The 26,547-nt window shown below is 74.1% G+C and carries 23 protein-coding genes; 16 read left to right on the forward strand and 7 right to left on the reverse strand.

Translation table 11 applies throughout. From position 1 onward, the window contains the following. The first annotated feature begins 14 nt into the window (after positions 1–14). The 5 genes from DPM19_RS29170 (at position 15) to DPM19_RS35505 (ending at position 8,453) form a co-directional block, all read left to right on the forward strand. Positions 15–3,263 (forward strand): sensor histidine kinase, encoded by a 3,249-nt coding sequence (locus tag DPM19_RS29170; RefSeq protein ID WP_407642576.1) that lies wholly within the window; start codon positions 15–17, stop codon positions 3,261–3,263. Then, positions 3,260–3,670, forward strand: a complete 411-nt coding sequence (locus DPM19_RS29175) for a roadblock/LC7 domain-containing protein (RefSeq protein ID WP_111871271.1) — start codon at positions 3,260–3,262, stop codon at positions 3,668–3,670. Before DPM19_RS29170 ends, DPM19_RS29175 begins: the two co-directional genes overlap by 4 nt. 47 nt (positions 3,671–3,717) lie before the next feature. After that, positions 3,718–4,161: a DUF742 domain-containing protein gene (locus tag DPM19_RS29180; protein ID WP_111871272.1), complete on the forward strand. Its 444-nt coding sequence runs from the start codon at positions 3,718–3,720 to the stop codon at positions 4,159–4,161. A gap of 31 nt (positions 4,162–4,192) precedes the next feature. Beyond that, a complete protein-coding gene (locus DPM19_RS29185; RefSeq protein ID WP_111871273.1) occupies positions 4,193–4,786 on the forward strand; it encodes a GTP-binding protein in 594 nt (197 codons plus the stop codon). A gap of 103 nt (positions 4,787–4,889) precedes the next feature. Then, complete coding sequence (locus tag DPM19_RS35505; RefSeq protein WP_158566931.1) at positions 4,890–8,453, forward strand: AAA family ATPase; 3,564 nt, start codon at positions 4,890–4,892, stop codon at positions 8,451–8,453. Here the strand turns inward: DPM19_RS35505 and DPM19_RS29205 are convergent. Then, complete coding sequence (locus tag DPM19_RS29205) at positions 8,444–10,381, reverse strand: ABC transporter ATP-binding protein (RefSeq protein ID WP_233510892.1); 1,938 nt, start codon at positions 10,379–10,381, stop codon at positions 8,444–8,446. The genes DPM19_RS35505 and DPM19_RS29205 overlap by 10 nt on opposite strands. 167 nt (positions 10,382–10,548) lie before the next feature. Between DPM19_RS29205 and DPM19_RS29210 the strand changes: the two genes are divergently transcribed. The 6 genes from DPM19_RS29210 (at position 10,549) to DPM19_RS29225 (ending at position 14,027) form a co-directional block, all read left to right on the forward strand. Beyond that, entirely contained in the window at positions 10,549–11,604 is a 1,056-nt protein-coding gene (locus DPM19_RS29210) for an LCP family protein (protein WP_111871274.1), read from the forward strand. 15 nt (positions 11,605–11,619) lie between these two features. After that, positions 11,620–11,901 (forward strand): hypothetical protein, encoded by a 282-nt coding sequence (locus DPM19_RS29215; RefSeq protein WP_111871275.1) that lies wholly within the window; start codon positions 11,620–11,622, stop codon positions 11,899–11,901. 151 nt (positions 11,902–12,052) lie between these two features. Then, entirely contained in the window at positions 12,053–12,208 is a 156-nt protein-coding gene (locus DPM19_RS35905; protein ID WP_199485344.1) for a hypothetical protein, read from the forward strand. A 197-nt stretch (positions 12,209–12,405) separates the two neighbouring features. Continuing rightward, positions 12,406–12,561, forward strand: coding sequence for a hypothetical protein (locus DPM19_RS35910; RefSeq protein ID WP_199485345.1), 156 nt, complete (start codon positions 12,406–12,408; stop codon positions 12,559–12,561). 34 nt (positions 12,562–12,595) lie between these two features. Continuing rightward, positions 12,596–13,084 (forward strand): glutathione peroxidase, encoded by a 489-nt coding sequence (locus tag DPM19_RS29220; protein WP_111871276.1) that lies wholly within the window; start codon positions 12,596–12,598, stop codon positions 13,082–13,084. 13 nt (positions 13,085–13,097) lie between these two features. Then, entirely contained in the window at positions 13,098–14,027 is a 930-nt protein-coding gene (locus DPM19_RS29225; protein ID WP_111871277.1) for an oxidoreductase, read from the forward strand. A gap of 68 nt (positions 14,028–14,095) precedes the next feature. On the opposite strand, the gene DPM19_RS29230 is transcribed toward DPM19_RS29225, so the two are convergent. The 4 genes from DPM19_RS29230 to DPM19_RS29245 form a co-directional block, all read right to left on the reverse strand. Beyond that, on the reverse strand, positions 14,096–14,665 hold the full coding sequence (locus DPM19_RS29230) for a hemerythrin domain-containing protein (RefSeq protein WP_199485346.1): 570 nt from the start codon (positions 14,663–14,665) through the stop codon (positions 14,096–14,098). Between the two features lie 243 nt (positions 14,666–14,908). Continuing rightward, positions 14,909–16,168 carry an MFS transporter gene (locus DPM19_RS29235; RefSeq protein WP_111871278.1) on the reverse strand — a complete coding sequence of 420 codons (1,260 nt, stop codon included), beginning with the start codon at positions 16,166–16,168 and terminating at the stop codon, positions 14,909–14,911. A 78-nt stretch (positions 16,169–16,246) separates the two neighbouring features. Continuing rightward, the gene (locus DPM19_RS29240; RefSeq protein ID WP_111871279.1) at positions 16,247–18,853 is read right to left on the reverse strand and encodes a DUF7824 domain-containing protein; all 2,607 of its coding nucleotides are present in this window, start codon (positions 18,851–18,853) and stop codon (positions 16,247–16,249) included. Beyond that, a complete protein-coding gene (locus DPM19_RS29245; protein WP_111871280.1) occupies positions 18,850–20,199 on the reverse strand; it encodes an SWIM zinc finger family protein in 1,350 nt (449 codons plus the stop codon). The genes DPM19_RS29240 and DPM19_RS29245 overlap by 4 nt, the downstream gene beginning before the upstream one ends. Before the next feature lie 121 nt (positions 20,200–20,320). On the opposite strand from DPM19_RS29245, the gene DPM19_RS29250 reads away from it, so the two are divergent. The 5 genes from DPM19_RS29250 to DPM19_RS29270 all read left to right on the forward strand — a co-directional run bounded on the left by DPM19_RS29250 (position 20,321) and on the right by DPM19_RS29270 (position 24,114). After that, positions 20,321–21,439: a glycosyltransferase family 4 protein gene (locus DPM19_RS29250; RefSeq protein WP_199485347.1), complete on the forward strand. Its 1,119-nt coding sequence runs from the start codon at positions 20,321–20,323 to the stop codon at positions 21,437–21,439. Next, positions 21,436–22,197: a DUF2334 domain-containing protein gene (locus DPM19_RS35510; RefSeq protein WP_158566932.1), complete on the forward strand. Its 762-nt coding sequence runs from the start codon at positions 21,436–21,438 to the stop codon at positions 22,195–22,197. Before DPM19_RS29250 ends, DPM19_RS35510 begins: the two co-directional genes overlap by 4 nt. Positions 22,198–22,202: 5 nt before the next feature. Further along, positions 22,203–23,306 (forward strand): glycosyltransferase, encoded by a 1,104-nt coding sequence (locus DPM19_RS29260; protein WP_233510894.1) that lies wholly within the window; start codon positions 22,203–22,205, stop codon positions 23,304–23,306. Between the two features lie 85 nt (positions 23,307–23,391). After that, on the forward strand, positions 23,392–23,751 hold the full coding sequence (locus tag DPM19_RS29265; protein WP_111871281.1) for a hypothetical protein: 360 nt from the start codon (positions 23,392–23,394) through the stop codon (positions 23,749–23,751). A gap of 63 nt (positions 23,752–23,814) precedes the next feature. Continuing rightward, positions 23,815–24,114: a DUF3817 domain-containing protein gene (locus DPM19_RS29270; RefSeq protein ID WP_233510896.1), complete on the forward strand. Its 300-nt coding sequence runs from the start codon at positions 23,815–23,817 to the stop codon at positions 24,112–24,114. A gap of 700 nt (positions 24,115–24,814) precedes the next feature. Here the strand turns inward: DPM19_RS29270 and DPM19_RS29275 are convergent. Together DPM19_RS29275 and DPM19_RS29280 are read right to left on the reverse strand one after the other, a co-directional pair. Continuing rightward, positions 24,815–25,612, reverse strand: a complete 798-nt coding sequence (locus tag DPM19_RS29275) for an aminoglycoside phosphotransferase/kinase family protein (RefSeq protein WP_111871283.1) — start codon at positions 25,610–25,612, stop codon at positions 24,815–24,817. 411 nt (positions 25,613–26,023) lie between these two features. Then, positions 26,024–26,479 (reverse strand): nuclear transport factor 2 family protein, encoded by a 456-nt coding sequence (locus DPM19_RS29280; RefSeq protein ID WP_111871284.1) that lies wholly within the window; start codon positions 26,477–26,479, stop codon positions 26,024–26,026. Positions 26,480–26,547: the final 68 nt, after the last annotated feature.

Raw genomic sequence — 26,547 nt, forward strand, 5'->3', positions numbered from 1 at the left:
AGCCCCCCCGAGGTGTGGAAAAACCGCAGGTCGAGCCGCCTTCCAGGCGTTCCGCCCGGCAGCGGTTGAAGCTGTCGAACTGGCGCGTCCCGGTGCGGCTCGTCGCGCTGATTGTGATCCCCGCGATCCTGGCGGCGATGCTCGCCGGGCTGCGCGTGCGGGATTCAGCCCAGGATGCGCTGGTGTTCACGCGCATCGAACAATTGGCTACGCTGAGTGACCGAATGGGCACCCTCGTTCAGGAGCTCGAGGATGAGCGGGATCTCACAACCGAGTACCTCGCGCGCCCATCCCGCCAGCGTCTGGCTACGCTCCGTGAGCAACAGGGGGGTACCGATCGGGCGGTGAGTACCGTCCGAGGCCTCCTCGGCGACATCGACGACACGTATTCGTCCTCGGTGCGGACCAAGGTCGACCAGATCAGGTACCGCCTCGACTCCTCGTTGCCGACGATGCGCGGCCTGTCGAGCCGGACCAACGCCTCCGCGGCGACGGCCTTCGACATCTACTCGCAGACCATCGCCACGTTCCTGGAGTTCGGCGACCTCATCGCCCAGGGCAGCCCGGACACGGAGCTGGCCGAGGGCACCCGTGCCCTCGCCGCGCTCGGCCGGGCCAAGGACGCCGCCTCCCAGGAGCGCGCGCTCGTCACGGTGACGCTGATGGCCGGTGGCTTCACCACCCCGGCCGACCGGGAACGGCTGCTGGGCATCAGGTCCCTGCAGGACAGCCAGTACGCGGTGTTCCGGTCGTCGGCGGCGCTGTCCCAGCGGCAGTTGTACGACGACACCGTCACCGGCCCGGAGATCGGTGAGGTCGAATCCCTCTACCAGCAGGTGCTCATCAGCTCGGGAGCGTCACCGACGCTTTCGGTCCGCCCGCTGAGCGTGGCCCAGGTACGAGCCTGGAACCAGGCCAGCTCCGCCCGGATCGAGCAGATCCGCAAGGTGGAGGGACGGCTGGTGGCCACGGTCATCGCCGACAGCCGGGCGCTCAAGAACGACGCGCGCCAGGGCGCGCTGACGGACGGCGGTCTGCTGCTGGTCGGGCTGCTGCTCGTCCTCGCCCTGACCGTGCTCGTCGCCCGCTCCCTCGTCCGGCCGCTGCGCCGGCTGCGCACCGGGGCGCTGGAGGTGGCCGACGTCCGGCTGCCCGGCCTGGTGGAGCGGTTGCGCGAGACCGACGAGGCACCCGCCGGGATCGACGTGGACCCGATCGACATCCACTCCACCGACGAGATCGGTGAAGTCGCGCGGGCCTTCGACGAGGTGCACCGCGAGGCGGTCCGGCTGGCCGCCGAGGAGGCGGTGCTGCGCGGCAACATCAACGCGATGTTCGTCAACCTTTCACGGCGCAGCCAGTCGCTGATCGAACGGCAGCTCCGCCTGATCGACGAACTGGAGCAGAGCGAGCAGGACGAGGAGCGGCTGGCCAGCCTGTTCCGCCTGGACCACCTCGCCACCCGCATGCGCCGCAACTGCGAGAACCTCCTCGTCCTCGGCGGCCAGGAGCAGGTCCGCCGGTGGAACCAGGCGGTGCCGCTGATCGACATCGTCCGCGCCTCCCTCTCCGAGGTGGAGCAGTACGAGCGGGTCGGCCTGCGCATCCAGGGCGAGGTGTCGGTGATCGGCCCGGTCGTCAACGACCTCGTCCACCTGGTGGCCGAGCTCGTCGAGAACGCGACCGTGTTCTCCGCCGACCACACCCGCGTCACGGTCTCCGGCCACCTGCTCAGCGGCGGCGGCGCGATGCTCCAGATCACCGACAACGGGGTCGGCATGTCCCCGGAGGAACTGGAGGAGGCCAACTGGCGGCTGGCCAACCCGCCGACGGTCGACTTCTCCGCCGCCCGCCGGATGGGCCTGTTCGTGGTCGGCCGGCTCGCGAGCCGGCACACCATCCGGGTCGAGCTGCGCGCCGCCCTGTCGGGCGGGCTCACCGCGTTCGTGCTGCTGCCCCCGCAGTCGGTGGCGCAGGGCTCCGAGCCGACCGGCTCCGCTCCGCAGCGCTTCGGCGCGGAGCAGCAGGCACCGGCCGGGGTCGGTGCGGCCGCCGCGCCCCGGGCGCTCGGCGCCGCCATGTCGGCGCCGACCGTGCCCGCCCCGCGCGAGCCCGGCCCGCCCGCCGACGACCGGTACGCCGGCCATCGGGATGCCGCCGGAACCGGCGGGTACCCGGCGTTCGGCCGGTCCGGCCCGGGCGAGGACCCCTACGCCGATCGTCGGGATCCCGCGGGTACCGGTGCGCATCCGGTGTTCGGGCAGACGGGTCCGCAGCCGGTGGTGGGGGATGATCCTTACGCCGATCGTCGGGATCCCGCGGGCACTGGTGCGCATCCGGTGTTCGGGCAGACGGGTCCGCAGCCGGTGGTGGGGGATGATCCTTACGCCGATCGTCGGAATCCCGCCGGTACCGGTGCGCATCCGGTGTTCGGGCAGACGGGTCCGCAGCCGGTGGTGGGGGACGATCCCTACATCGACCGCCGGGACCCGCTCGCCTCGGGCGGCCACCCGGTGTTCGGGCAGACGAGCCCGCAGCCCATCGTCAACGAGGGTTCCTACTCCGACCAGAGCGGCCCGTACCCCACGACCGGACGGCCCCCCGGCGCGCAGCCGGGGAACCAGGCCCTGCCGCAGCGCCCACCCGGCGCGAGCGGCATGCGCCCCGGTGGCGCGCGCCCCGGCACCGGTGTGACGGGCCCGCAGCCGTCGGTCTCGGGTGCCGGCGGCGGGGCACTGCCCGGCTTTACCGACGCGCAGTCCTCGTCCACGGTCTCCTGGAGCGGAGGCGAGGAACCGCCCGCGCGGCCCCCAGAGCGATCGCCGATCTTCGACGCGATGGAGTCCGAGTGGTTCCAGCGCCGTAACCCCGGTGTGCAGGAGGGGAAGAAGGGCACGGAGCAGGCGCCCCCCGTGTGGCAGTCGCGTGCGGACGAAGGGTGGAAGGTCGCCGAGGCGGCCCGCAAGCCGGCCGCCGGCGGGCGCACCTCGACGGGCCTGCCCAAGCGGGTGCCCGGCCGGAACCGGGTGCCGGGTTCGGTACCATCCCAGGCTCGGCCTCCGGCCCAGCAGCAGCGGCCCGCCGCGCCTGCGCCCGCGCCGCAGGAGCAGCCACCGACCCAGGCGGCTGACTTCGCGCGCAACCGCTTCGCTAGTTTGCAGCGTGGCGCCCACCGTGGCCGGGCCGAGGCCCGGAACGCAGGGCCCGAAGATACGTTGGACCCCCCTTCCCGGGGCGGTAATGAACAAGGAGGCGGCTCGTGAGCCGGCAGGATCTCAACTGGCTGGTGACGAATTTCGTCGAACGGGTGCCGAAGGTCGCGCACGCCGTGGTCGTCTCCACCGACGGCCTGCCCATGGCGTTCTCCGACGGTTTCCCGCCCGACCGGGCCGATCAGCTGTCGGCGATCGCTTCTGGCCTGACCAGCCTGACCCACGGCGCGGCGCAGATCTTCGACGCGGGCGGGGTCAACCAGACCGTCGTCGAGATGGACCGCGGCCTGCTGTTCGTGATGGCGATCCGCAACGGCTCGGTGTTCGCCGTGCTGGCCGCCCCCGACTGCGACCTCGGCCTCGTGGCCTACGAGATGACCCTGCTCGTCGAGCGGGTGGGCCGGGTGCTGACCCCGGCGCTCCGCTCGGAGCTGGGCGCGGGGCCGCCCCGATACTGACCCGAATTCAGCAGTGTCCCTGACCGACTCCGACGGAAGGCACCGTGGTGGACCACGGCAGGCATTTCGGTGCCGGGCCCGGTGGTGCGCCGGGGCGGCCGGGCGATCCGCCGCCCGGCCACTCGCCCCCGCCCGCCCCGGCAGAGACCGGCGACCCGCGTTCCCTGGTGCGCCCTTACACGGTGACGGGCGGGCGCACCCGGCCTCGATACGACCTGGCGATCGAGGCCCTCGTTTCCGCGGCGCCCTACCCGCCGCGCGACATCTCCTCTCTCACGCCGGAGTACCGAGCGATCATCGACCTGTGTCGCTCGTGGCGTTCGGTGGCAGAGGTCTCCGCGCTGCTCCGGCTACCGCTGGGAGTGGCCCGCGTGCTCATCGCCGATATGGCGCATGAGGGATTGCTCAGGCTGCACCAGCAGCGTCCGGCCGATGAGCAGCCCGACCTACGCCTGCTGGAAAGGGTTCTCAGTGGACTTCGCAAGCTCTGATCCGGGTTCCCCGCCGGGGGCCGGAGCAGCGATGACTTCGGTGAAGATCGTCGTTGGCGGCGGTTTCGGCGTCGGCAAGACGACCTTCGTCGGCTCGGTCTCGGAGATCATGCCGTTGACGACGGAGGCCGTCATGACGGCGGCCAGCGCCGGCATCGACGACCTCACCGCGGTCCCGGACAAGACGACCACCACCGTCGCGATGGACTTCGGCCGGGTCACGCTCGACAGCGACCTGATCCTCTACCTGTTCGGCACCCCCGGCCAGCACCGCTTCTGGTTCATGTGGGACGACCTGGTGCGTGGTGCGATCGGCGCGGTGGTGCTGGTCGACACCCGGCGGCTGGAGGACTGCTTCGCCGCCGTCGACTACTTCGAGGAGTCGGGCCTGCCCTTCATCGTCGGCATCAACGGTTTCCACGGGGAGTTCTCGCACGGCACCGAGGAGATCCGCGACGCCCTCACGATCGGCGCGCACGTGCCGATCGTGCAGTGCGACGCGCGCAACCGCGATTCGACCAAGCAGGCGCTCATCACGTTGGTCCAGCACGCCATGTCGGTGCACATGGGTGGGGGAGCGCAGTCCGGCGGCCCGCCGGTCGGCGTCCAGCCCGGCTGGAGCTGATCCGGGGATCGGGGCGGCGGCCCGTGTCAGGTGACCGGACGGCGGGGCGCACGGAGGCCGTAGGGTTCTGACAAAGGACGCCGCCCCCGAGAAAGGTTTCTAGGTGAGCTCCCCCCGGCTGCCGGAACACCTCGAACTGCTGCTGACCGACGAGCCCGTGCTGGACGTGTACGCGCACGGTCCGTGGCGGGTACCCGACGGGCTGTACGAGGAGCTGCGGGAACGCGCGGTGGAACTCGCCGGTGACGAGCGGGCGGTGCCGCTGGCACGGAAGCTGAGCGACTTCTACGCGCCCGAGACCTCGGTGGCGGGCGCGGAGCTGTGGTCGTTGCTGACCTTCCTGCTGGGCGCGTCCGCGCTGCGCTCGGGGTCCCGCGGTGACGTCGACTTCGAGCTGCTGTCGGGGTTCCTGGCCAAGCCGGAGCGCCCCGTCCGCGACCCGCTGGCCTGGTTCAGCCAGGCGGGCCGCTACCGCCCCCCGGGGCTGTGGCTGGTCGACCCGGCCGGGCACGACCGGGAGCGCCGGGAGGTGATGTACGACCTGGCCCGCGACTGCGTCGCGCTGCTGGAGGGGTTGGAGCCGCTGGAGCCGCGCCGCCGGGCGCTGCTGGAGCTGTTCGACCGCCGTGCGGCCGACCCGCCGCTGCGCGAACTGGACCTCACCGCCCCGCCCGGCCGGGTGGAGGAGAGCTGGGCCGAGTCCGCCGACGAGGACATCCTGGCGGCGTTGCCCGAGCTGGCGGGCCCGGTCGGCTACCTGAGCTGGGCCTGCGAGGGGCTGGCCGCCGCGCACGAGCGGCTGGTGGCGGCGGCGCCCGAGGGCGGCCCGTTCGAGGCCGCGCTGGCCCTGCTGCTGTTGCAGGCCGAGCGGTCCCGCCCGCCGGCCGAGTTGGCGGTCGCGCTGGGCGTCCCCGGCTACGAGGCGGTGACCGAACGGCTGGATCTGCTGCGCGACCGGTTCTCCCCGACCGCCTGGCAGGCCGACCTGCGCGCCTGGCTGGCCCGCGGGCTGGTGGCGGGAGAGGTCGACGCCTGCCGTGCCTGGCTCGACATGGCCGTGCGGATCACCGGGGCCGTCCAGGGCCTGCCCGACACGGCCACCAGCCCGCGCTGCCGGCTCCCGGTCCGCGCCTTCCAGACGGACCTGCGCCGGCTGTTCGCCCGCCGCCGCGCCCCGGTGAACCCGATCGCCGGACGGCTCCCGGAGCGTCCCGCGTCCACCGAACCCGTGCCGACGACCGGTGATGTGGCCGGTGACCGGGTCGATCTCGTCGACGAGATCGTCGGGCAGCCGGAGCTGGCGACGGCGCTGCGCGAGGCGATCTCCGGCCGGAGCCGCGACCGGCGGCCGGTCCGGCTGCTGATCGCCGGCCCGGAGGGCACCGGCAAGGGCACGGCCGTGGAGGTGCTGGAACGCGCGCTGGTCGAGCGCGGGGCGGTCCGCGAAGCGCTGTGGATCTCCGACCAGCTTTTCCCGAGCCTGACGGTCAGCGAGGCGGTGCTGTGGCTGCAGACCCGGGTCCGCGAGTGCACGGAGGGCCGGATGCTGCTGGTCGTCGACGATCTCGACCGGCTGGCCGGCTACGAGCGCTGCGGGGCCGCGGTGGTGGAGGAACTGCGCCGGCTGGTCGCGCGCAGCCCACGGCTCGACGTCGTCCTGCTGTGCCGTCCCGGCGGCGACGGCCGGTTGCTGCACGCCAACCCGGCGCTGCTGCGGTCGCTGCGCGTCGTCCGCACCCGGGAGTTCGTCGAGGACGACTACGCGCGGCTGTTCGGCCGGGCGGTGGCCCGGCACGGCGGCGGCGTCGACCGTGACGTCGCCCAGGTCGCCGGGGTGCTGCTGACCCGCACCCCGCCGCTGCTCAACCTGCGCAACGCCCGGCTGGTGGAGTACCTGGCCGACCAGTGCGCCGCCGCGGCACGGCACCGGACCGGCCGGGACGGCCCCTACGAGGTGACCATGGCCGACCTGCCGCAGCGGCTGGGGCCGGAGACCGCCGCGGACGCCGATCCGATGGCCGAGCTGGCCGGCTGTGTCGGCATCGAGCCGGTCAAGCAGGAGGTGCGGCTGCTGGTGGCCGAGGCCAAGGCCGCCCGGCTGCGCCGGGAGGCGGGCATGGCGGTGGCGGCGCGTCCCCGGCACCTGGTGTTCACCGGCAACCGCGGCACCGGCAAGACGAAGGTCGCCCGCATCCTCGGCCGGGTCTACGCCGAGGTGGGGGCGCTGTCCACCGGTCACCTGGAGGAGGTCGACCGCGCCGATCTGGTGGGCGACTACTCCAGCGAGAGCGGCCACAAGGTCCGGCGGGCGGTGGAGCGGGCGCTGGGCGGGGTGCTGTTCGTCGACGACGCGCACCGGCTGGACCCGGCCGAGTCGCCGCACGGCCGCGAGGCGGTCGGCGCGCTGATCGCCGCGATCCAGGCGCGCCCCGAGGACCTGCTGGTGGTGCTGGCCGGGCCCGAGAACGAGATCAACGGCCTGCTGAAGTCGCAGGCGGAGCTGGCCGCGTTCTTCCCCCGGATCGTGCGTTTCCCCGACCTGTCGGAGGACGAGCTAGTGGCGGTGTTCGCGGCGAAGGCCGCCGACGCCGGGTTCGCCCTGGCCGACGGGGTGCTCGACAAGGTGCGGAGCCTGGTGCACTCGACGCCGCGCGACCGGGGTTTCGGCAACGCCCGGCTCATGATCAACCTGCTCGACCGGGCGGTGGCGATGCAGGGCCGGCGGGTGCTGGAGGACGACCGGGTCGACGAGGACGAGTCGCTGGACGAGCTGCTGCTGGAGGACATCCCGGGCACGCTGGCCGGGACCGGTCCGGTGGAACTGCCGCACGACCCGCTGACCGAGATCGAGCGGCTGGTGGGGCTGGCCCCGGTCAAGAAGGAGGTGCGGCTGCTGGTGGCCGAGGCCCGGGCCGAGCAGATGCGCCGGGACGCGGGCATCCCGATCGCCCCGCCGACCCGGCACATGGTCTTCACCGGCAGCCCGGGCACGGCCAAAACGACCGTGGCCCGGCTGGTCGCCGCGGTGTACGCCCGGCTGGGCCTGCTGTCGTCGGGGCACCTGGTGGAGGTGTCCCGGGGCGACCTGGTGGCCGAGTACGTCGGGCAGACCGCCCCCAAGGTGCGGGCGGCGGTCGAGCGGGCGCTGGGCGGGGTGCTGTTCGTCGACGAGGCGTACTCGCTGACCGCGGCCGGCGACGACCGGCGCGACTTCGGCTACGAGGCCATCGCCGAGCTGCTGCGGCTGATGGAGGAGCACCGCGCGGACCTGGTGGTGATCGTGGCGGGGTACGCGGCGGAGATGGAGCGGTTCCTGGCCTTCAACCCCGGGCTGGCCTCGCGGTTCCCCACCGTGCTGGAGTTCCCCGACTACACCGACGACGAGCTGGTCACGATCTTCGAGTTCATGGCCGCCGAGGCCGGGTTCACCCTGGCCGACGGGGTGCTGGGCAAGGTCCGCCGCATCCTGGCCGCCCTCGACCGCGGCGCGTCCTTCGGCAACGCCCGGCTGATGCGCAACCTGCTGGCCCGCTCGGTCGCGTTGCAGGCCCACCGCATCACCGGCCTGCCCGAGACCGCCCACGAGGAGGTGCGCCTGCTGCGTCCCGAGGACCTGCCCGACCCCGGCCGGGCCCCCCGCGACGACGGGTTGGGCCCCTACCTCTGAGGCGTCCCGGGGGCGGGCTCGGGCCCGGCCCGGTAGGCGGCGGCCTGCAGCCCGTACAGCTCGGCGTACAGCCCGCCTTGGGCCATCAGCGCGGCGTGGTCGCCCTGCTCGATCACCCGGCCGTGGTCGAGGACGTAGATCCGGTCGGCGTGCCGCACGCTGGCCAGCCGGTGCGTGATGAGCAGGACCGTGCGGCCGTCGGCGTGCGTCCGGATCCGCTCGAACAGGGCGTGCTCGGCCCGGGCGTCCAGCGCCGCGGTCGGCTCGTCGCAGATCAGCAGGGGAGCGTCCCGGTAGAAGCCGCGGGCCACCGCCAGCCGCTGCCACTGCCCGCCGGACAGCTCGTGGCCGTTCTCGAAACGGCGGTCCAGCAGGGTCTCGTAGCCGTGGGGCAGTTCGTCCACGACCTGGTCGGCGCCTGCGGCGCGGGCCGCTCTGGCCAGTTCCCCGTCGAGTTCGGCCCGGCCCATGGTGATGTTGTGCCGGGCGCTCATCGGCCAGTGCGTGTAGTTCTGCGCGATCACCGCGATGCGCTCGCGTAACAGTTCCTGGTCGAAGCGGTGGACGGACACTCCGTCCCAGCGCACCTCGCCGGCGTCCGGGAGGTACAACCCAGAGATGATCTTTGCCAGGGTGGTCTTCCCCGAGCCGTTCTCGCCGACCAGCGCCACCACCTCGCCGCGCCGCAGCTCGATCGTCACCCCCCGCAGGGACGGGTCCGTGGCGCCCGGGTAGGCGAAGGTGAGGGACTCCACGGTGATCCGGTCGAACCCGTCCGGGATCTCGGCGCCGTCGGCGGGGACCTGCGGGATGCGCCGCTCGGCCTCGGCACAGAAGTCGAGGTAGTCGCGGAAGTACAGGCCCTCCTCGTACACCCGGTTGGTGGCGTAGACCAGGTTGGCCAGGGACGTCTGGCCGGTCCGGATGGCCAGCACCGCCGTGCCGGCCACCGCCAGCGGGATCTTCCCCAGCCACAGCAGCAGGCCCAGCGACACGTACACCCCGGCGGTGGCCACCCCCTGCAGGGCGTCCCCGGAGACCCGGACCAGCGTCTGCCGGCGGGCCAGGTCCAGCTCGGCGTCCCGGACGTACGCGGCGATCCGGTCGTACTGCCGCAGCAGGAACCCGCGCATGGTGAAGGAACGGACCTCGGCCGCCGGATCCCGGTTGGCCATCAGGTCCGACAGGATCCACTTGCGGCGCTCGGCCGAGACCAGGGTGAGCAGCATGAGGTAGCGCAGCCGGGCGGCGCGCACCGACGCCCAGCCGTCGGGCAGCGCGGTGAGCAGCAGCAGCGGCAGCAGCACCGGATGCAGGACGCCGAGCGTCCCGGCGGCCGCGACCAGCCCGACGGCGCCCGTCAGCACGTCGACGGCGGTCTGCACGACGGCGGGCGCCGCCCGCATCCCCCGCAGGTTGGCCCGCTCCATGGCGTCGTGGAAGTCCGCGTCGTCGAGCGCGGCCAGCTCCACCCGGGTGGTCAGTTCGAACAGCCGGATCTCCACCATGCGGTCGACCTGGGGGGTCAGCCGCGACTGGGCCCAGCCGGCGCCCGCGCGCAGCGCCGCCTGGAGGGTCGTCGCCACCCCAACCAGGATCAGCGAGGGCAGCGCGGCGCGCACCCGGTCGGGTGTCGGCCCGGCGGCGAACAGCGCGTTCAGCACTCCGGTGGTGGCGAGCAGGCCGAAGGCGGTGAAGACTCCGGCGGCCAGGTTCAGCCCGATGGCGGCGGCGGTGTCGGCCCGGCTCGCCGACCAGGCCAGCCGGGTCGCCTGGGCGATCAGCGCGGGCAGCTGCCGGGCCTGGCCGCGCAGGCTCGTCTCGGCGAGCGTGGCGGTGTGCAGGTTCCACTTCGGCTGTGCCATCTTCGGCAGCCCGTCGTCGGACGGGGGAGCCCGTCGCTTCCCGCGGCGGGGCCGCAGCTTCATGCGCGCTCCAGGAGGGTCGTCCGCAGTCATCCGCAGTGCTGACACGAGTCTGCGTCGCCAGGGCCATCCGCTCCATGCCGTCGGTCACACATCATGGCGACCTACGAGATAGGGACATCATTCGCACAGGTGACGCGAAACCGGCCGAGTTTCAATATGTTGACTCCATGACGGACGCATGGTCGGAGGGCCGGACCCGGGAGTCCCGGGTTCCGCCCGCCCAGGACTACCGCAGCGGCGCGCCTACCCGCGAGGTGCGGCGGCCGCGCCGCCGCCGCTTCGGCTGGGGCCGGGCGCTGCTGACGCTGCTGGTCGTGATCCTGGTGGTGGTCGTCGGCGGCTACTTCTACCTCGACTCGCGGCTGCACCGCGAGGAGGTCCTCACCGACTACGCCGGCCGTCCCGCCGACACGCCGGGCACCAACTGGCTGATCGTCGGTTCCGACAGCCGGGCCGGGCTGTCCAGCGCCGACCGGCGCCGGCTCAAGACCGGCCGGGCGCAGGGGCGCCGCACCGACTCGATGATGCTCCTGCACTACGGCGAGGGCGGCACCACCCTGGTCAGCCTGCCGCGCGACTCGTACGTGCCCATTCCGGGCCATGGCTCCAACAAGCTCAACGCGGCGTTCGCGTTCGGCGGGCCCAAGTTGCTGGTCCGCACGGTGGAGCGGGCGACCGGGCTGCGCATCGACCACTACGCGGAGATCGGGTTCGGCGGGTTCGTGGGCGTCGTCGACGCCGTCGGCGGCGTCGACATGTGCATCAAGCAGCGGATGCGCGACCCCAAGGCCGGCCTCGACCTGCAGCCCGGCTGCCAGCGGCTGGACGGCGGCCAGGCGCTCGGCTACGTGCGCACCCGCGCCTCGGCCCGCGCCGACCTCGACCGGATCGAGCGGCAGCGGCAGTTCTTCTCGGCGCTGATGGACCGGGCGACCTCGCCGGGGGTGCTCGCCAACCCGTTCCGCGCCATCCCGCTGGCGCTCAGCGCCACCGACAACTTCTCCGTGGACGAGGGCGACCACCTGCACGACCTGGTCCGGATGATGTGGGCGATGCGCGGTGTCAGCGGCGGGGACGGGTTGACCACCTCGGTGCCGGTGGGCGGGTTCGGCTCGTCTCCCGGGGTCGGCTCGTACATCCGCTGGGACACGAGCAAGGCGAACACGCTGTTCGGGGCGTTGCGCGCCGACCGGCCGGTGCCGCGCAGCGTGATCGCCAAGTGAGGCTATTGTCGGGACATGGCAGACACCTCTGACATCGAGGAACTGGAGCGCCTGCCGGCCGCGGAACTGCATGACCGAGCTCTCCGGCTGGCCCGGGAACGGCGCGACGTGGGCTTCGTCTGGGACCTGCTGCGGCAGATCCCGGCGGCGAACGCCGCGACCGGCGATCTCGATCGGGCGAAGTTCGACATCCTGCACGGCCTGGCTCTGCTCGACGAGCTCCGGCACGCCGACGAGGGGCCGCTGGCGGAGGCGCTACGGCCGGTGTACGTGGACTACCTGGCCAAGCACTCCTAGCGCCCGCCCGGAGCCGACAGTACGGACGGGACGGTGCGGAACAGGCGGCACGACTGCGACGCCTGACCGGCTCTTTGTGCCCGTATGGGGCGTCCCCGCCCGACCATGGGAATCACTCTCGGTGGCAGATCCATTACCTAGGGTGGGGCTCATGAACAAGAAGTACGTGAAGATCGCGGCGCTCGCGTTCGCCGCCTGGTACATCATCAGCCGCCCCGAGGGCGCGGCCGATCTGGTCTCCGCCGCGGTGGGCGGGTTGAACCACGCGGCCGAGTCGGTTTCGCAGTTCATGAGCGCAATTCCGTGACGGATCACCGGCCGGGCACGGGCGGTCGCGGGGTGAACGTCACTCTTGTCGTGGAAGGCCGCAGGTCAGCGCGGTGAGAGTTGGTGTCGGCGTACCGCGGTGGTCACGAAAGCCTTACAGTCTCTTTGCGGAGAGAATCAGGCGGGCACAACTGAATCAGGTCAGTGTGTCACTGTGCGAGCAAAGGGACGGCGCCCATGGTAAAGAAGTACGGCCGCTACGTTGCCATCGCTTTCGTTGCGTTCTACCTGCTCAGCCAGCCGGCCAACGCTGCCAACGTGGTCGACAACGCATTCGGCGCGCTGGCTGACGCGGGCGACTCGCTTGCTCAGTTCGTGAACAACCTCGGCTGAGGGTCACGGCTTCCGATCTCCTAAGATCGGGACCATGTCTATTTTCGAGGTAGAGATCGGGAGCCTGCGGGGCGGAACCGCAGATCTCGGACAGTATCGGGGCAAGGCCGTGCTGGTCGTCAACGTCGCCTCCAAGTGCGGCCTGACCCCGCAGTACACGGCGCTGGAGGAATTGCAGCGTCGCTACTCCTCCCGCGGATTCACCGTCCTCGGGGTGCCGTGTAACCAGTTCATGGGTCAGGAGCCCGGAACCGCCGAGGAGATCGAGCAGTTCTGCTCGACGACCTACGGGGTGTCCTTCCCGATGACGGAAAAAGTCGAGGTCAACGGCGAGGACCGGCACCCGCTCTACGGCGAGCTGGTCGACACCCCCGACGTGGGCGGGCACACCGGCGACATCCGGTGGAACTTCGAGAAGTTCCTGATCGCCCCGGACGGCACGGTGGCGGCCCGGTTCGCCCCGCAGACCGAGCCCGACACCGACGAGGTGGTCGCGGCGATCGAGAAGACGCTCCCCTCCTGAGCGGATGTGGACGATGGGCGGATGGACCGCCGGGGACATACCTGACCTGACCGGCCGCCGGGCGATCGTCACCGGCGCCAACAGCGGCATCGGCTTCCACACCGCGCTGGAACTGGCCCGGCACGGCGCGCGCGTCGTGCTGGCCTGCCGCAGCGCGGAGCGGGGCGCCGACGCACTCGCCCGGATCCGGGCCGCGGCCCCCGAGGGCGACGCGGCCCTCGCCGCGCTCGACCTGGCCGACCTGGCGTCGGTGCGCGCGTTCGCGGACGCGCACACCGGCACCCCCCTCGACATCCTGGTCAACAACGCCGGGGTGATGGCGCTGCCGCGGCGGACCACGGCCGACGGTTTCGAGATGCAGTTCGGCGTCAACCACCTCGGCCACTACGCGCTGACCGGGCTGCTGCTGCCCGCGCTGCTCGCCGCACCCGCCTCCCGGGTGGTCACGGTGACGAGCATGATGGCCTGGAGCGGCCGCACCAACTTCGACGACCTCCTGGACGACCCCGGGGCCGAGCGTGGCTACCGCCGCTGGGACGTCTACTCCCGGGCCAAGCTGGCCAACCTGGCATTCACCAAGGAACTCGACCGCCGGGCCACCGGGCTCACCAGCGTGGCGGCCCACCCGGGATACGCCGCCACCAACCTCCAGCAGGCCGGCCCCCGACTGGCGGGCAGCCGGCTGCGGGAGCGGGCGATGGGCGCGGCCAACGTGCTCGTGGCGCAGCCCGCCGAGCGCGGCGCCCTGCCCTCGCTGTACGCGGCCGTCTCCCCGGACGTGTCCGGCGGCGCCTGCTACGGCCCGCGCAGCTTCTTCCAGTCGCGCGGGCTGCCCACCGAGGTCTCGACGGCACCGCGGGCGGGCGACCCGGCGGTGGGCCGCCGGCTCTGGGAGATCTCCGAAACCCTCACCGGCGTCCGCTACGCGTTCCCGGCGGGCTGAGCGACGGACGCGGCGGGGCGGTCAGCCGTCCCGCCGCGCCCCGCCGGTATTTCCGCCACCGGCTCCCGTCACCGGCCTCGTCCGGTGAGCAGGTCGCGGGCCCGGTCGACCAGGCCGGTGCCGGGACCGGTCAGCCGGTTCAGCGGCGGCCGGTCGGGCGCGACCGGATGCGGCCGGGTCGGGGCGAAGCGCTTGGCCCGCTCCACCTTGCGGCCCAGGTCGAGCAGGGTGTCGGGGTCGCAGACCTCGCGCAGCCGGGCGAACAGCTCGCCCTCCTCCTCGGCGATGTGCGCCTGCACCTCGCGGACCAGCCGCCCGAAGGCGTCGTTGAAGCGGTGGTCGGAGGGCTCCAGCTCCTCCAGTTCCTTCATCGTCCGCTCGGCGGCCGCGTGGTCGGCGGTCTCCCGGTCGGCGATCTCGTCACCGTCCGGCAGGATGCGCCGGACGGCCGGGTAGAGGTGCTGCTCCTCGGCCACGGAGTGCCGGGCCAGCTCGATGACCACCTGGTCCACCAGCTCGCGCCGCCCCTGCTCGTCGTCGAGCGGGATCCGGGCGAACCGGTCGAACATCTCTTCCACCTCGCGATGGTCATGGCACAGGACGGCGATGACGTCGCGCTGTTCACCATGGGCGACCACGGTGCCTCCTTCAGCTCTACGGTCGGGCGGAGCACTGGGCCCGCCCCTGCGGTTGCGCGCCCTACCCGAGGCGGCAACCGCCAAACGACGGGGCGTCCGGGGCGCCACCACAGCTGACGCTGCGGGACGGCGCGTACGAGCGGACGGCCCGGGTCCCCGCCGGAGAGACGCTGACCCTGGCTGAGCCGTTCAAGGTGGAGTTCGATCCGGCGGTGCTGGCCGGGCCACGGCGGCGGTGAGCGGTCAGCGGGCCGTGGCGAGGGGGCGCCTGCGGGCGGCCAGCAGTGCGGCGGTCATCGGGAGTACCAGGGCGAGGGCCACTCCGGCGAGGGCGGCGTAGGAGAACAGCGCCACGATCCCTCCGGCCAGTACCCCGCCGGCCGCCGCGCCGCCGTTCATGAGCAGGTCGGACAGGCCCTGCACGGCGGGCCTGCGCTCGACCGGTACCGACTCGGTGAGCAGCGCCGACCCGGCCACCAGGCCGCACGACCAGCCCAGGCCGAGCAGGACCAGTGCGACCGTGAGCAGTTTCACCTCGTGCGGTGACGACAGCCCGGCCAGCACCGCGGCGGCGGCGAGCTGGGCCATTCCCAGCAGCAGCACCGCCACCCGCCCGAACCGGTCGGCGAGCCAGCCCACCACCGGGGACAGCGCGAACATCCCGGCGATGTGCAGGCTGATGACCACGCCGACGACGGTCAGGCTCGCGTGCCCGTGATGGAGGTGGACGGGCGTCATCGACATCACCGCCACCATCACGGTGTGGCTGACCACGACGGCCGCGACGGCGAGCCCCGCCCCGGGCGACGCCAGCAGTGTCGCCCATGCCCCGCCGCCCGGCGCGGACCCGGGCGCCGGAACGGGCGGGCGGGGGCCGGCGGTGGCGGCTAGGGGGTCGGGGCGGAGCAGGGCGAAGACGCCGAGCGCGGCCAGCGCGAAGACGCCGGTGACGAAGACGTACGGCCCGGCGCCCGCGGCCAGCCCGAGGGACTGGCCGGCCCGGTCGGCGGGGTCGGCCAGGTTGGGGCCGGCCACCGAGCCGATCGTGGTCGCCCACACCACGATCGACAGGTCGCGGGCGGCGTGGCCCGGCTGGGACAGGTCGGTGGCGGCGTACCGGGCGGCCAGGCCGCCGGCGGTCGCGGCGCCCAGCAGGAACAGCCCGGCCAGCAGGACCGGCCAGGAGTCCAGGGCCGCGCCGAGGGCCGCGACCAGTGCCCCGGCGGCGGCGCAGCCGTACGCGCCCGCCAGCGCGGGACGCCGCCCCCGCCGGGTGGCGGTCCGGGCCAGCGGGACGGCCGCGACCGCCGCGCCGAGCACGGAGCAGGTCTGGGCGAGCCCGCCGATCGCGTCCGAGCCTGACAGCCGCGCGGCGATCAGGGTGCTGATGGCGAGGCCGGTGGCCACCCCGATGCCGCCGAGCACTTGTGTCGTGGTGAGGACGGTGAGCACCCGCCGCTGCGCCGGCGACCGGGTGGCCGCCGCTTCCTTGCTCGCCGTCATGTGCTTCCGATCAACTCAGGGGCTGACATATCGGCCTTTGGTCAACGGACCCCACATCCTAGACATCGTTTCGGGCTCTCAGCCGCCGGTGAGCAGGCGGTTCAGCCGGGCGGACTCGCGCACCAGCCGGCTGGTGCCTCCGCGGGCGGCGACGGCGGCGAGCCCGGGCACCTCACCCCGGGCACCCGCCAGGGGCGCCGTCTCCGCGCCGAGGGCCACCAGGTCGGGCAGGCCCGCCGGGGCGCGCTCGCCGGCCGCCGGCAGCAGGGCGGGCAGCGCGGCGGCCACGGCCGACCAGACCCCGGCGTGCGCGCCGCCCCGGGCCGCCTCGCGCAGCGCCCCGGTCACCCGGTTCAGCTTGACGTTCTGCTGGGTGACCAGCACGCCCAGCGCCCGCCCCAGCTCGGCGGCGGGCAACCGGCCCCGGGCCGCGAGCACCAGCAGGGCGTCGACCGCCCCGGACCGCTCCTCGGCGGCCCGGGCGCCGAGCCCGCAGCACAGCGCCGCCGCGGTGGCCGCGCCCGCGGGCCCGTCGCCCTCGGCCAGCCCGAGCAGAAGCCCGCCCTGGCCCATCCGCTGCTCGGTCCCCCTGATCAGGTGGGGCAGCAGGTGCGCCGCGATCACCTCCGGGTGGGACGGCATGATCGCGGGCCACCAGCCGATCGAGTCGTGGAAGACCGTCTGTGGCATCCTCAGCCACCTGCCGTTCTCCGGGTACCGGCACAGCTTCGCGGCGAGGCCCGCGACGCCGTCGGCGGTCACGGTGGCGAGCAGCCACTCGGACGGGCCATCCGATCCCTGGGAGACCCGGTAGGAGTTCTCGGGCAGGGGCAGCGCGGCGCAGGTGACGGTCGGCTCGGGCAGCCCGCCCACGGCCATCCACGCCGCGGCGGCCCGCCCGTCGGGCGACGAGAGCGCCCCGGCCCGCCGGACGGTCGCGGCGTCGATCTCGCGGGGCAGGCGCAGCAGCGCCTGCTCCAGATCGACCGGCCCCGCGCGCAACCCGGCCGCCTCCAGCGTCTCCAGCCGGGCGACGAGTTCGGCCGGGTCGATCTGCCCGTTCGCCGTGGTCGGCGTCGCGAGCAGGACCGGTACGGTGCCGACCAGTCCGGTGAGCTCCCACATCCGGTGCAGCAGCACCTGGTGCGGCACCGGGCGCCGGACGGAGTCGGTGGACCGGACGGCGCGCGGTGTCTTCCGGCTGCCCGGGTGGAGGACGGCGCGCAGCGCGGACCACAGCCAGGTGCTGGTGTAGTCGCTGAACTCGCCGCCGCCCCAGTGGAACGCCCAGTGGCTCTCCGGCCCCACGGCGTGTTCGAAGGCAGCCGAGATCCGTTCGGGCTCGCGGTGGGCGAAGGCCACCAGGCCGGCCAGGAGCCGCTCGGTCTCCGCCCAGTCGACCTGCCAGGTCCGGGCCAGCCGCACGACCTCCCCGGCGAGCTCCGCCGGAGAGGAGATCGGCTGCGGCGGCTGGCCGGACGGCAGGTACGGCGGCAGCTCGGCGACCGGCTCGGGACCGTCGCCCGCGCCGTCGCCGCCCGCGCCGAGCGGATCCCGCAGCTCCGCGGGGAGCGCCGCGGCGGCGTCGCGGACGGCGGACCGGGTCGCGTCGGCGGCCCGGTCCAGGTGCCGGGCGGCGACCTTCACCGCCCGCTCCCGCAGGTCGAAGGCCTCCTGGCCGAACGCGGTGGTGAGCGCGAGCAGGGTGGCGTCCACCCGGTCGTGCTTGCGGGCCGTGCGGTCCAGCCAGGTCAGCGCCGCGCGCACCAGCTTCTTCTCCGGCCGGAACAGCACCGCCTCGGCGGCTTCGGCGAACAGCGCGGGTTCCAGCGGGGCAGCCTCGTCGGCGCGGCGGATCTCCCGCAGTGCCAGCTCGGCGACCTTCCCGGGGGAGGCGGGCAGCACGCGCGCCAGGTCGCGCCCCCGCGCGGCGGCCTCCTGGGGGGTCGGTTCCAGCGCGTCGTACAGGACGGTGAACCAGCGCAGCTCCTGGGCCCGGCCGCCGCGCAGGAACCGGCTCACGCAGCCGTCGAGCAGCGTCTCGCGCTTCACCCGGCCCGCGGCGGAGAGCGCGACCAGCCGGGGCACCCAGCCGCCCGTGCCCTGCAGTTCCAGCACCGCGCCGGCGCCCTCGGCCTCGAACAGCCGGGGCACGAGCTCGTCCAGGAACGGGTCGCGTTCCAGCGTCCCGAGCTCGGTCCACCGGATCCAGCCGAGCACGAAGGCGTCCCCGGCCGGGGGCGTGCCGTCCGCGCCGAAGGCCAGCTCGGCCGCCAGCCGCCAGTGGTACTGCTCGCCCTCCGCGGTGGCCGGGCGCAGCCGGCCCGCGATCCGGTGGGCCACGTCCAGCCGCCACTCGGCCGGCCGGTCGGCCAGCGCGTCCAGGGTCTCGGCGACGAGGCGGCGGAGGGCGCCGTCGCGGAAGCTCCAGGGCCGCAGCTCGTCGCGGCACAGCCAGGAGGCGGTGGCCGCGGCCCCGCCCAGGCAGCCGGCCCCCGCGACCCGCAGCGGCGCCGCCTTGACGCGGTAGAGCACGCCCCACTGGTCGCGGGAGGCGCGCAGGAAGCCGGGCAGCTCCCGGGCCACCGCCCGGCGCTCGGCCGGGGTGAACCCCTTGACCAGCGCCGCCGTGCGCGGGGAGTCGCCGGCCTCGATCGCCGCCCGCACCTCGTCCCAGGCGGTCATCGGCCCGCTCCTTCCGTCAGCTCCGCGGCGGCGGTCATCCGGGCGGCCAGCACGTGCTTGCAGGGACCCCGGCCGCCGCGGTGGTCGATCCACCAGGGGCAGGTGCACGCTCCCGCACCGGGCCGGACCTGCCGGACGCCTCCGGTGGTGGTCACCAGCGCCAGGTCCGGCTCGGCGAACCGGACGGCGCCGGAGTCGGCCAGCGCCCGGGCCGCCGCCAGCCGGGGGTTCAGCGCCGCGACCCGGTCGGGGTCGTAGGGCAGTTCGCGGTGGAAGTACGCGGCCTCGGCGGTGTCGTAGCCGACCCGCCCGGCGGTGCCCAGCCGGGTCAGCGCGGCGCGCACCCGGGGCGCGTCCAGCCCGGCCCGCCCGGCGAGCAGGTCGGGTTCGACCCGGGGCTCGAAGGCCAGCAGCGCCCCCACCAGTTCGGCGTCGTCGGCTGACTCGTCGGTGGCCAGGGCGTCCAGCACGGCGCCCTCGCCGGAGAACCCGCGGTGGAGCTCGGGGGAGAGGGACAGTACGTACCGCATGCCGGGCAGTTCCAGCTCCCAGACGCTCGCGGCCGGCCCGTTGCCGGCCCGCACCGGCGGCCCGTACACCCGCAGCGCCCGGGCGAACCGCAGCAGCGGCGCCATCGTGCCCAGCCGCTCCGGCCCGGGCAGGCAGACCGCCCCCGGGGCCGGCCGGGACGCCAGCCGCAGCGCCCGCCCGGCGGGTACGGCCCACAGCACCGTCCGCCGGCGGGGCAGCCCGCGCAGGAACCGCACCGCCTCCGGCCCGGACAGCTCGGCGCGCGGGTCGAACCCGGCGGTGATGACCTGTACCTCGGCGAACCCGCGCAGCCAGCGGTCGGGCAGCGGCACCTTCTTCTCCACCACCGCGCCGTCGAGCGTGGTGACCGCGAGTTCGTCGTCGCCCACCGCCAGGTGCAGCGGGTCGGCGCCGCCGACCCGGGCCAGCGCCTCGCGCAGCGGGCCGTTGACGTCGACGTTGGTGGTGCCGCGCTCGACCACGTCGCCGTCGAGCGCCCCCTGGAGCAGGTCGAGGCGGGCGTAGACGCCGCCGCAGGCGGAGAACGACTCCAGCCGCAGCCGGTCGCCGTTGCAGGTCACCACCGGATCGCGGAAACCGGTCGGCCGGGGTTGGTGGTAGCGGGTGCGGGCCACGTCGGCGAGGCCGAGCAGCCCCGCTGCCGCGGGCGCGGCGTGCGTGACCACGCCGCTGAAGAAGTGCGGCCGGGTGACCGGGCCGCGGGTCGTGGTGCCCCCGGAGGTGGACAGCCCCAGCCGGTCGGTGGTGAGGGCGGAGGGGCGGGCGTAGCTGTACGCCTGTGCCGTGCTCGACATGACGCAGAACCTAGGGGGCGGCACCGACAAGATGTCGGAAGATAGGGCGTTTGCCCGATGTTTCCCGAAGTGGCGCCCGGCGGCGATTCCCGCGTCGCCCGGGACGGTGACCATCACGGGCGTGAAGGTCGCCATCGTGACCGAGTCCTTCCTCCCCCGGGTGAACGGGGTGACCAACTCGGTCTGCCGGATCCTGGAGCATCTCGCGGCCCGCGGGCACGAGGCGCTGGTCATCGCGCCCGGCCCCGGCCCCAACGCCCACGCCGGGCAGACCGTCCGGCCGGTGCCGGGCATCGCCCTGCCCTTCTACCGCTCGTTCGTCGTCGGGCTGCCCACCCGCCAGGTGGCGGCGACGCTGCGCGCCTTCCAACCGGACGTCGTGCACCTGGCGTCCCCGCTGGTGCTCGGCGCCTCCGGGGCCGCCGCCGCCCGCCGGCTGGACGTGCCCGCCGTGGCGGTGTTCCAGACCGACATCGCCGGGTTCGCCCGGCGGTACGGGCTGCGCGGCACCGACCCGATCATCTGGTCCTGGCTGCGCCGGGTACACGAGCAGGCCGCCCGCACCCTGGCCCCCTCCACCCCGACGCTCCAGGAGCTGGAGCGGCGCGGCATCCCCCGGCTGGCGCTGTGGGCCCGTGGCGTGGACCACGCGCGCTTCCACCCCCGGCACCGCTCGGCGGGGCTCCGGGCCCGGCTCGCCCCGGCGGGGGAGACCCTGGTCGGATACGTGGGCCGGCTCGCCGCCGAGAAACGCCCGGAACTGCTCGCCCGGCTGGCGGACCTCCCCGGCACCCGGCTCGTGGTCGCCGGCGACGGGCCGGAGGAGCGGCGGCTGCGGCGGCTGCTGCCGGACGCGGTCTTCACCGGCTTCCTGACCGGAACGGAGCTGTCGGAACTGGTCGCCTCCCTCGACGTCTTCGTGCACACCGGCGCCGACGAGACCTTCTGCCAGGCCGTGCAGGAGGGGCTGGCCGCCGGGGTCCCGGTGGTGGCACCCGCCGCGGGCGGCCCGCTGGACCTGGTCCGTCCCGGCGTCAGCGGGCTGCTGTACCCGCCCGACGACGGCGACGCGCTGCGCGCCGCGGTGGCCGCCCTGGTCGCCGGTCCCGAGCTGCGGCTCCAACTGGGCGCGCAGGCGCACCGCTCCGTCCAGAACCGGTCCTGGACGGCCGTCTGCGCCGAACTGGTCGCGCACTACGACGAGGTCCGCGGTGTCGCCCCCCTGGGGCGGGTCGCGTGAGCTTCCCGTTCGTGGTGTCGGTGCATGACGTGGCGCCCGCGACGGCCGACGAGGCGGCCGGCTGGGTCGCCGACCTCGACGCGCGCGGGGTGCCCGCCACGCTGCTGGTGATCCCGGGCCCCTACGCCGGCGGGCCCGCGCTGCCCGACGACGCCGAACTGGTCGCGTTCCTGCACCGGGCCGAACATCGGGGGCACGAGCTGTCCCTGCACGGCTTCCGGCACGCCGGGCGGCCCGGCGGCCCGGCCTGGCGGCGGGCGGTGAACCTGGCGGTGGCCCGGGGGGCCGGGGAGTTCTGGTCGCTCACCGAACCGCAGGCGCGGTCGTTGCTGCGGGCGGGACTCGACGTGCTGGCCGACGCCGACATCGGCGTGGTCGGGTTCACCCCGCCCGGCTGGCTCGCCTCGCCGGGGGCCCGCCGGGCGCTGGCCGGGCTGGGGTTCCGGTACTGGACGAGCCAGCTCGCCGTGCACGACCTGAGCCGCGGCAGGTCCGGCCGGATGCCCGCGCTGTCGCACCGGCCCGGCGGCGCGGGGGAGCAGGCCGGAGCCCGGCTGATGGTGGGCGCGACGCGGGCGTTCACCCGCACCCGCACCCCCTTCCGCATTGCCCTCCATCCGGCCGACCTCGCCCGGCCCGGCCTGCGCTCCGCCGCCCTGGCCGCCATCGACCACGCCCTGGCCGCCGGCGGCCGCCCCGTCACCTACGAGGCCCTCGTCACCCGGTGGGCGGCCCGGGGGGCGGGGCCGACACCGTGAGGGTGGTGCAACTGGCGAACCTGTACAGCCCGGTGTCCGGCGGGCTGCGGACGGCCGTGGACATGCTGGGGCGGGGGTACGTCGCGGCGGGGCACGAGCGGGCGCTGGTGGTGCCGGGCCCGGCCTACGGCCGGCGGGAGACCGAGGCGGGGACGGTGGTGACGGTGCCGGGGCCGTCGGTGGCGCCCGGCTACCGCTTCGTCCTGGATCCGCGGCCGGTGCTGCGGGTGCTGGCCCGGCTCCGGCCCGACGTGATCGAGGTGTCCGACAAGGCGACCCTGGCGGTGGCCGCACGCTGGGCGCGCCGGAACGGGGTGCGTTCGGTGCTGTTCTCCCACGAGCGGCTGGACGCGGTGCTGTCGCCCCGGACGCCCGGCTGGGTGCCGCTGGAGGCGGCGGCGGACGGCTGGAACCGGCGGCTGGTCCGCGCGTTCGACGCGATCGTGGTCACGTCGGCGTTCTCCGCGGCCGAGTTCGCCCGGATCGGCGCGCCCGCCCTACACCGGGTGCCGCTGGGCGTCGACCTGGAGACGTTCCGTCCCCTCAGCGCGGGCCGGGACACGGCGCCACGTCCCCGGCCGCCGGACGGCACCGTGCGGCTGGTCCACCTGGGCCGGCTGTCGAAGGAGAAACGGCCCGAGCTGGCCCTGGCCGCGCTCGGCGAGCTGGTGCGCGGGGGCGTGCCCGCCCGGCTCGACCTGGTGGGAGCCGGGCCGCGGGCGGCCGCGCTGCGCCGGGAGGCCGCGCGGGAAGGGCTCCCGGTCAGCTTCCACGGGCATGTGGGTTCGCGGGCGGAGGTGGCCCGGCTGCTGGCGGAGGCCGACGTGGTGCTGGCCCCCTGCCCGTTCGAGTCGTTCGGGCTGGCGGTCCTGGAGGCACTGGCCTGCGGGACGCCGGTGGTGGCGGCCGACCGGGGCGCCGCCTGGGAACTGCTGTCCGGCGGGAGCGGGGTCGCGGTGCCGCCGCACGGCGCGGCCTTCGCCGCCGGGGTGCGGGAACTGCTGCGCCGGCCCGAGCCGCTGCGCCGCGGCGCCGCCCGCGCCCAGGCCGAGCGCTACCCCTGGCACGCCACCGTCGCGGGCATGCTCGACGTCCTCGCCCCGCACTGACTCGCCCCGCACCGACCGTCCGGAGCGCGGGCGCACGGGGCGACCCGAAGTCGAGCACGGCGGGGGTACCGGTACGCTCGGTGACGTGCGACGGTTCTTCACCCCCGGATGGCTCGGGCTGCACGCCTTGGCGGCGGTGCTGTTCAGCTCGTTCCTGGCCTTCGGCTGGTGGCAGTTGCAGCGTGCCCAGGAGGGCAACGGGCGGAGCTGGGCCTATGTCTTCGAATGGCCGATCTTCGCCATCTTCGTGATCGTGATGTGGGTCAAGATGATCCGCGACGAGCTGAGCGACGACGACACGGAGGCCGCCGAGGAACCGGCCGAACCCGCCGAGCCGCGCACCACCGCCGAGATCATCCGGCAGCACGAGGAAGAGGACGAGAGCCTGGCGGCCTACAACCGCTATCTCGCCCGGCTCAATGCGGAGTCCCGCCCGAAGGGCTGACCGGCGGGCGCGACGAACTCCGACCGCGACGACCAGAACGAGGTGTGTCCTGTGGAAGCGGCCGTGTCCCGGTATCGGGTGCTGGCGAACGTGGTGGGCGTGCTGTTGATCGTGCTCATCTTCATCGCGGTACCGGTGAAGTACATCGGCGGCGAGCCGATCGTGTCGTCGATCGTGTCGCCGGTGCACGGGGTGCTCTACATGGTCTACCTCGTGTTCGCGTTCGATCTCTACCGCCGGGCGGGCTGGCCGGTGAGCCGCATGGTCTCCATGGTGGCCGCCGGCCTGGTGCCCTTCCTGGCCTTCTTCGTCGAGCGTCGCGTGGTCGCCGAGGCCCGGGCGCAGCAGCAGGCGAGCACCTGACCCGACCGCGAGCCGTGCCGGCCGGCAGGGTGTGACACCGTGTCGGCGGCCCGCGGAGGGGGTGCTCCGCGGGCCGCGGGGGACACGGCGGTCGTTCTTTCTGCTGTCTCTTGTGGTGTGCTGTCTTCTTTTCGCTTTCGGTCCGGGCGGTCTCAGAGTGGGGGTGGGGCGGCCCGGTGCGCCCAGATGATCAGTTCGGCGTGATCGCGTCACCTCCTTCGGTCGCGGGGGCATGGGCCGGGCCGGCGGCACTGCTCAAGAGGGATGCCGCCGGCCCGGCAGAGGAGGACGCCGGTGCGGTGGGGGCGTACGGCACCGGCGTCATCTGGTCACCGAAGCGGTCGTCGGGGCGATCGCCGGCACCTGCCAGGCCCGGGACGGCCGAGGACCCGAGGTGTGTCGTCACGGCGACGACGCCCTCGGCCATCCGGGCCGGGCCTGACCGGGGAACGCTGGGGAACTCGCCACACCGGGGAGAGTGCTCGGGACGCATGTGACCCTCCCCTTTCGCCGGCCCCGGAGCCTTTGCCGCTCCGAGAGGTCGAGCCTGACTCTGTGTGACTAACTCATTGCACACAGTACCCATGTGTCATGGGCGCGTAAACACAGGTCAGCCACAGAACCCGGTACGGCCGGCAGGGCGGGGTTCGGCGCCACTCGACGGCCACCCGCGGCCCGAACCCGATGAGCACCATGCCGGCTAGGTGATGGCGCGTTCGAGCAGCGGGCGGTGGCGGAGCATCCACGCCGCCGACCGCGCTCGCCAGGCCAGCGCCCAGAGCGGTGCCGGGTCGGTGGATTCCGGGGTGACCGGCACGGCGACGGCTTCGGCGGCACAATCGCGAACGGCGTACTCGATCATCCGTGTCACGAGGGTCCGGCGCTCGCCGGCGGCCAGACCGTAACCGTCCAGGAATCGGCGCAGCTGGCCGGCGCGCGCGGCGGCGTCGGGCAGGTTCTGCCGTTCGGCGACGTCGTCATCGTGGAGCTGGGCGTTCAGCCAGGCGGCGCCGGCGATCTCGTCGAGGCGATCGGTGGGGCCGGCGGTCGGCCAGTCGATGAAGGCGACCGGCAGGCCGTCGCGGGCCACGATGTTCCAGGGGCCGAGGTCGCGGTGGCTGATGATCGCGTCGGGTGCGTCGCTGTGGAACGGCCAGGGGTGCCAGGTCGCGTCCGGCGGCGGGCGGAAGCCGGCGGTGGCGTCGTGGAGGTCGCGCAGCAGCCGGCCCACCCGCCAGACGCCTTCGTCGCTCCAGGCGTGCGGGTGGACGAAGTCGCCGTCGATGTAGGTCACGACTTCGTGCCCGCGGCCGTCGTATCCGTCGCCGACGACGCGGGGGCTGCCGGCGAAACCGACGTTCTCCAGATGGACGAGCAGGGCGTGGACCGCGGGTGTCCAGGGCCCGGCCGGGCGCAGCACGGTGTCGCCGTGCCGCAGGACGGGGGTGGGCTGGCCTTCGGGTCCGTTGAGCGGTTCGAAGGGCGGGTGTGCGGACATCGGTGCTCCTCGGGGGTGACGTCATGAAGCCATGCGGGTGGAGGCGCAGGACGGTTGCTGCGCAGGGAGCCGCTTCGACGTCAGGAGCGGGCGCGCGACACGGGCGCCGGCCGGCGGGACGGGCCGATGGTGGAGCGGGCCGTCAAGCCGCCGTCCGCGCTGCCGCCGAAGCGGAAGCCGGGACCTTGCCGGGGACCATGATCGTCACGATCGACCTCCCGAGGATCGGACCTTACATCTCCTTCGCACGCTGTCACGGCGCCCGCCGATCCGCAATGCCGTCGCGGGCGCGCGGCCGGCCCGCACGTGGGTGACTGCTGCGCCGTACGCGCCACGCCGTTCCCTGTGAACGACCGGGGCTGATCAGGCATCCGGCATGCGGATCGTCCGGTTCTTCCCGCCGGAAGCGCGCTACGCCTGTGCGGCGGCCTGGCGGAGGTGGCGGCTGACATCACCGACGAGGTCGGGGAGGACACAGCGCTCCAGGAACCGCCACTGCCCGTCGCAGCGCTCGAAGCGGTCCCGGTACCGGCCGGCGACGATGGGTTGCAGCGGCAGATCGGGCAGTGCCTGCAACACGGTGAAATACGATCGCGCGGTGGCCGTGCCGGTCTCCTCGTCGACCTCGATGGCGAGGTTGGTGGTGACGTGCCGGGTCCGTGGCGTGCCGTCGGCGTAGACGATCACCGTGTCCCGGAGCATCTTCTCGATCTCACCGCGGCCGCTCACCGTTGCCGCGCTTCCCACGAAGGTGGCGCCGGCGAGCAGGGCGTCCAGCCCGGCGAAATCCCCGGCGTCCACGAGTTCGGCGTAGCGTGCGATCAGGTTCTCGATGGCCCGGTGGCCGGACGGTGAATCGGCGGTCATGGTCGGCCTCCAAGCGAGCAGAGCGATCTTCGGTGCCGCCGGTGGTGGCAGGCTCCCGGCGCGGCGGT

The sequence above is a fragment of the Actinomadura craniellae genome (assembly GCF_003289645.1).
GTDB classification, from domain to species: Bacteria; Actinomycetota; Actinomycetes; order Streptosporangiales; family Streptosporangiaceae; genus Actinomadura_D; species Actinomadura_D craniellae.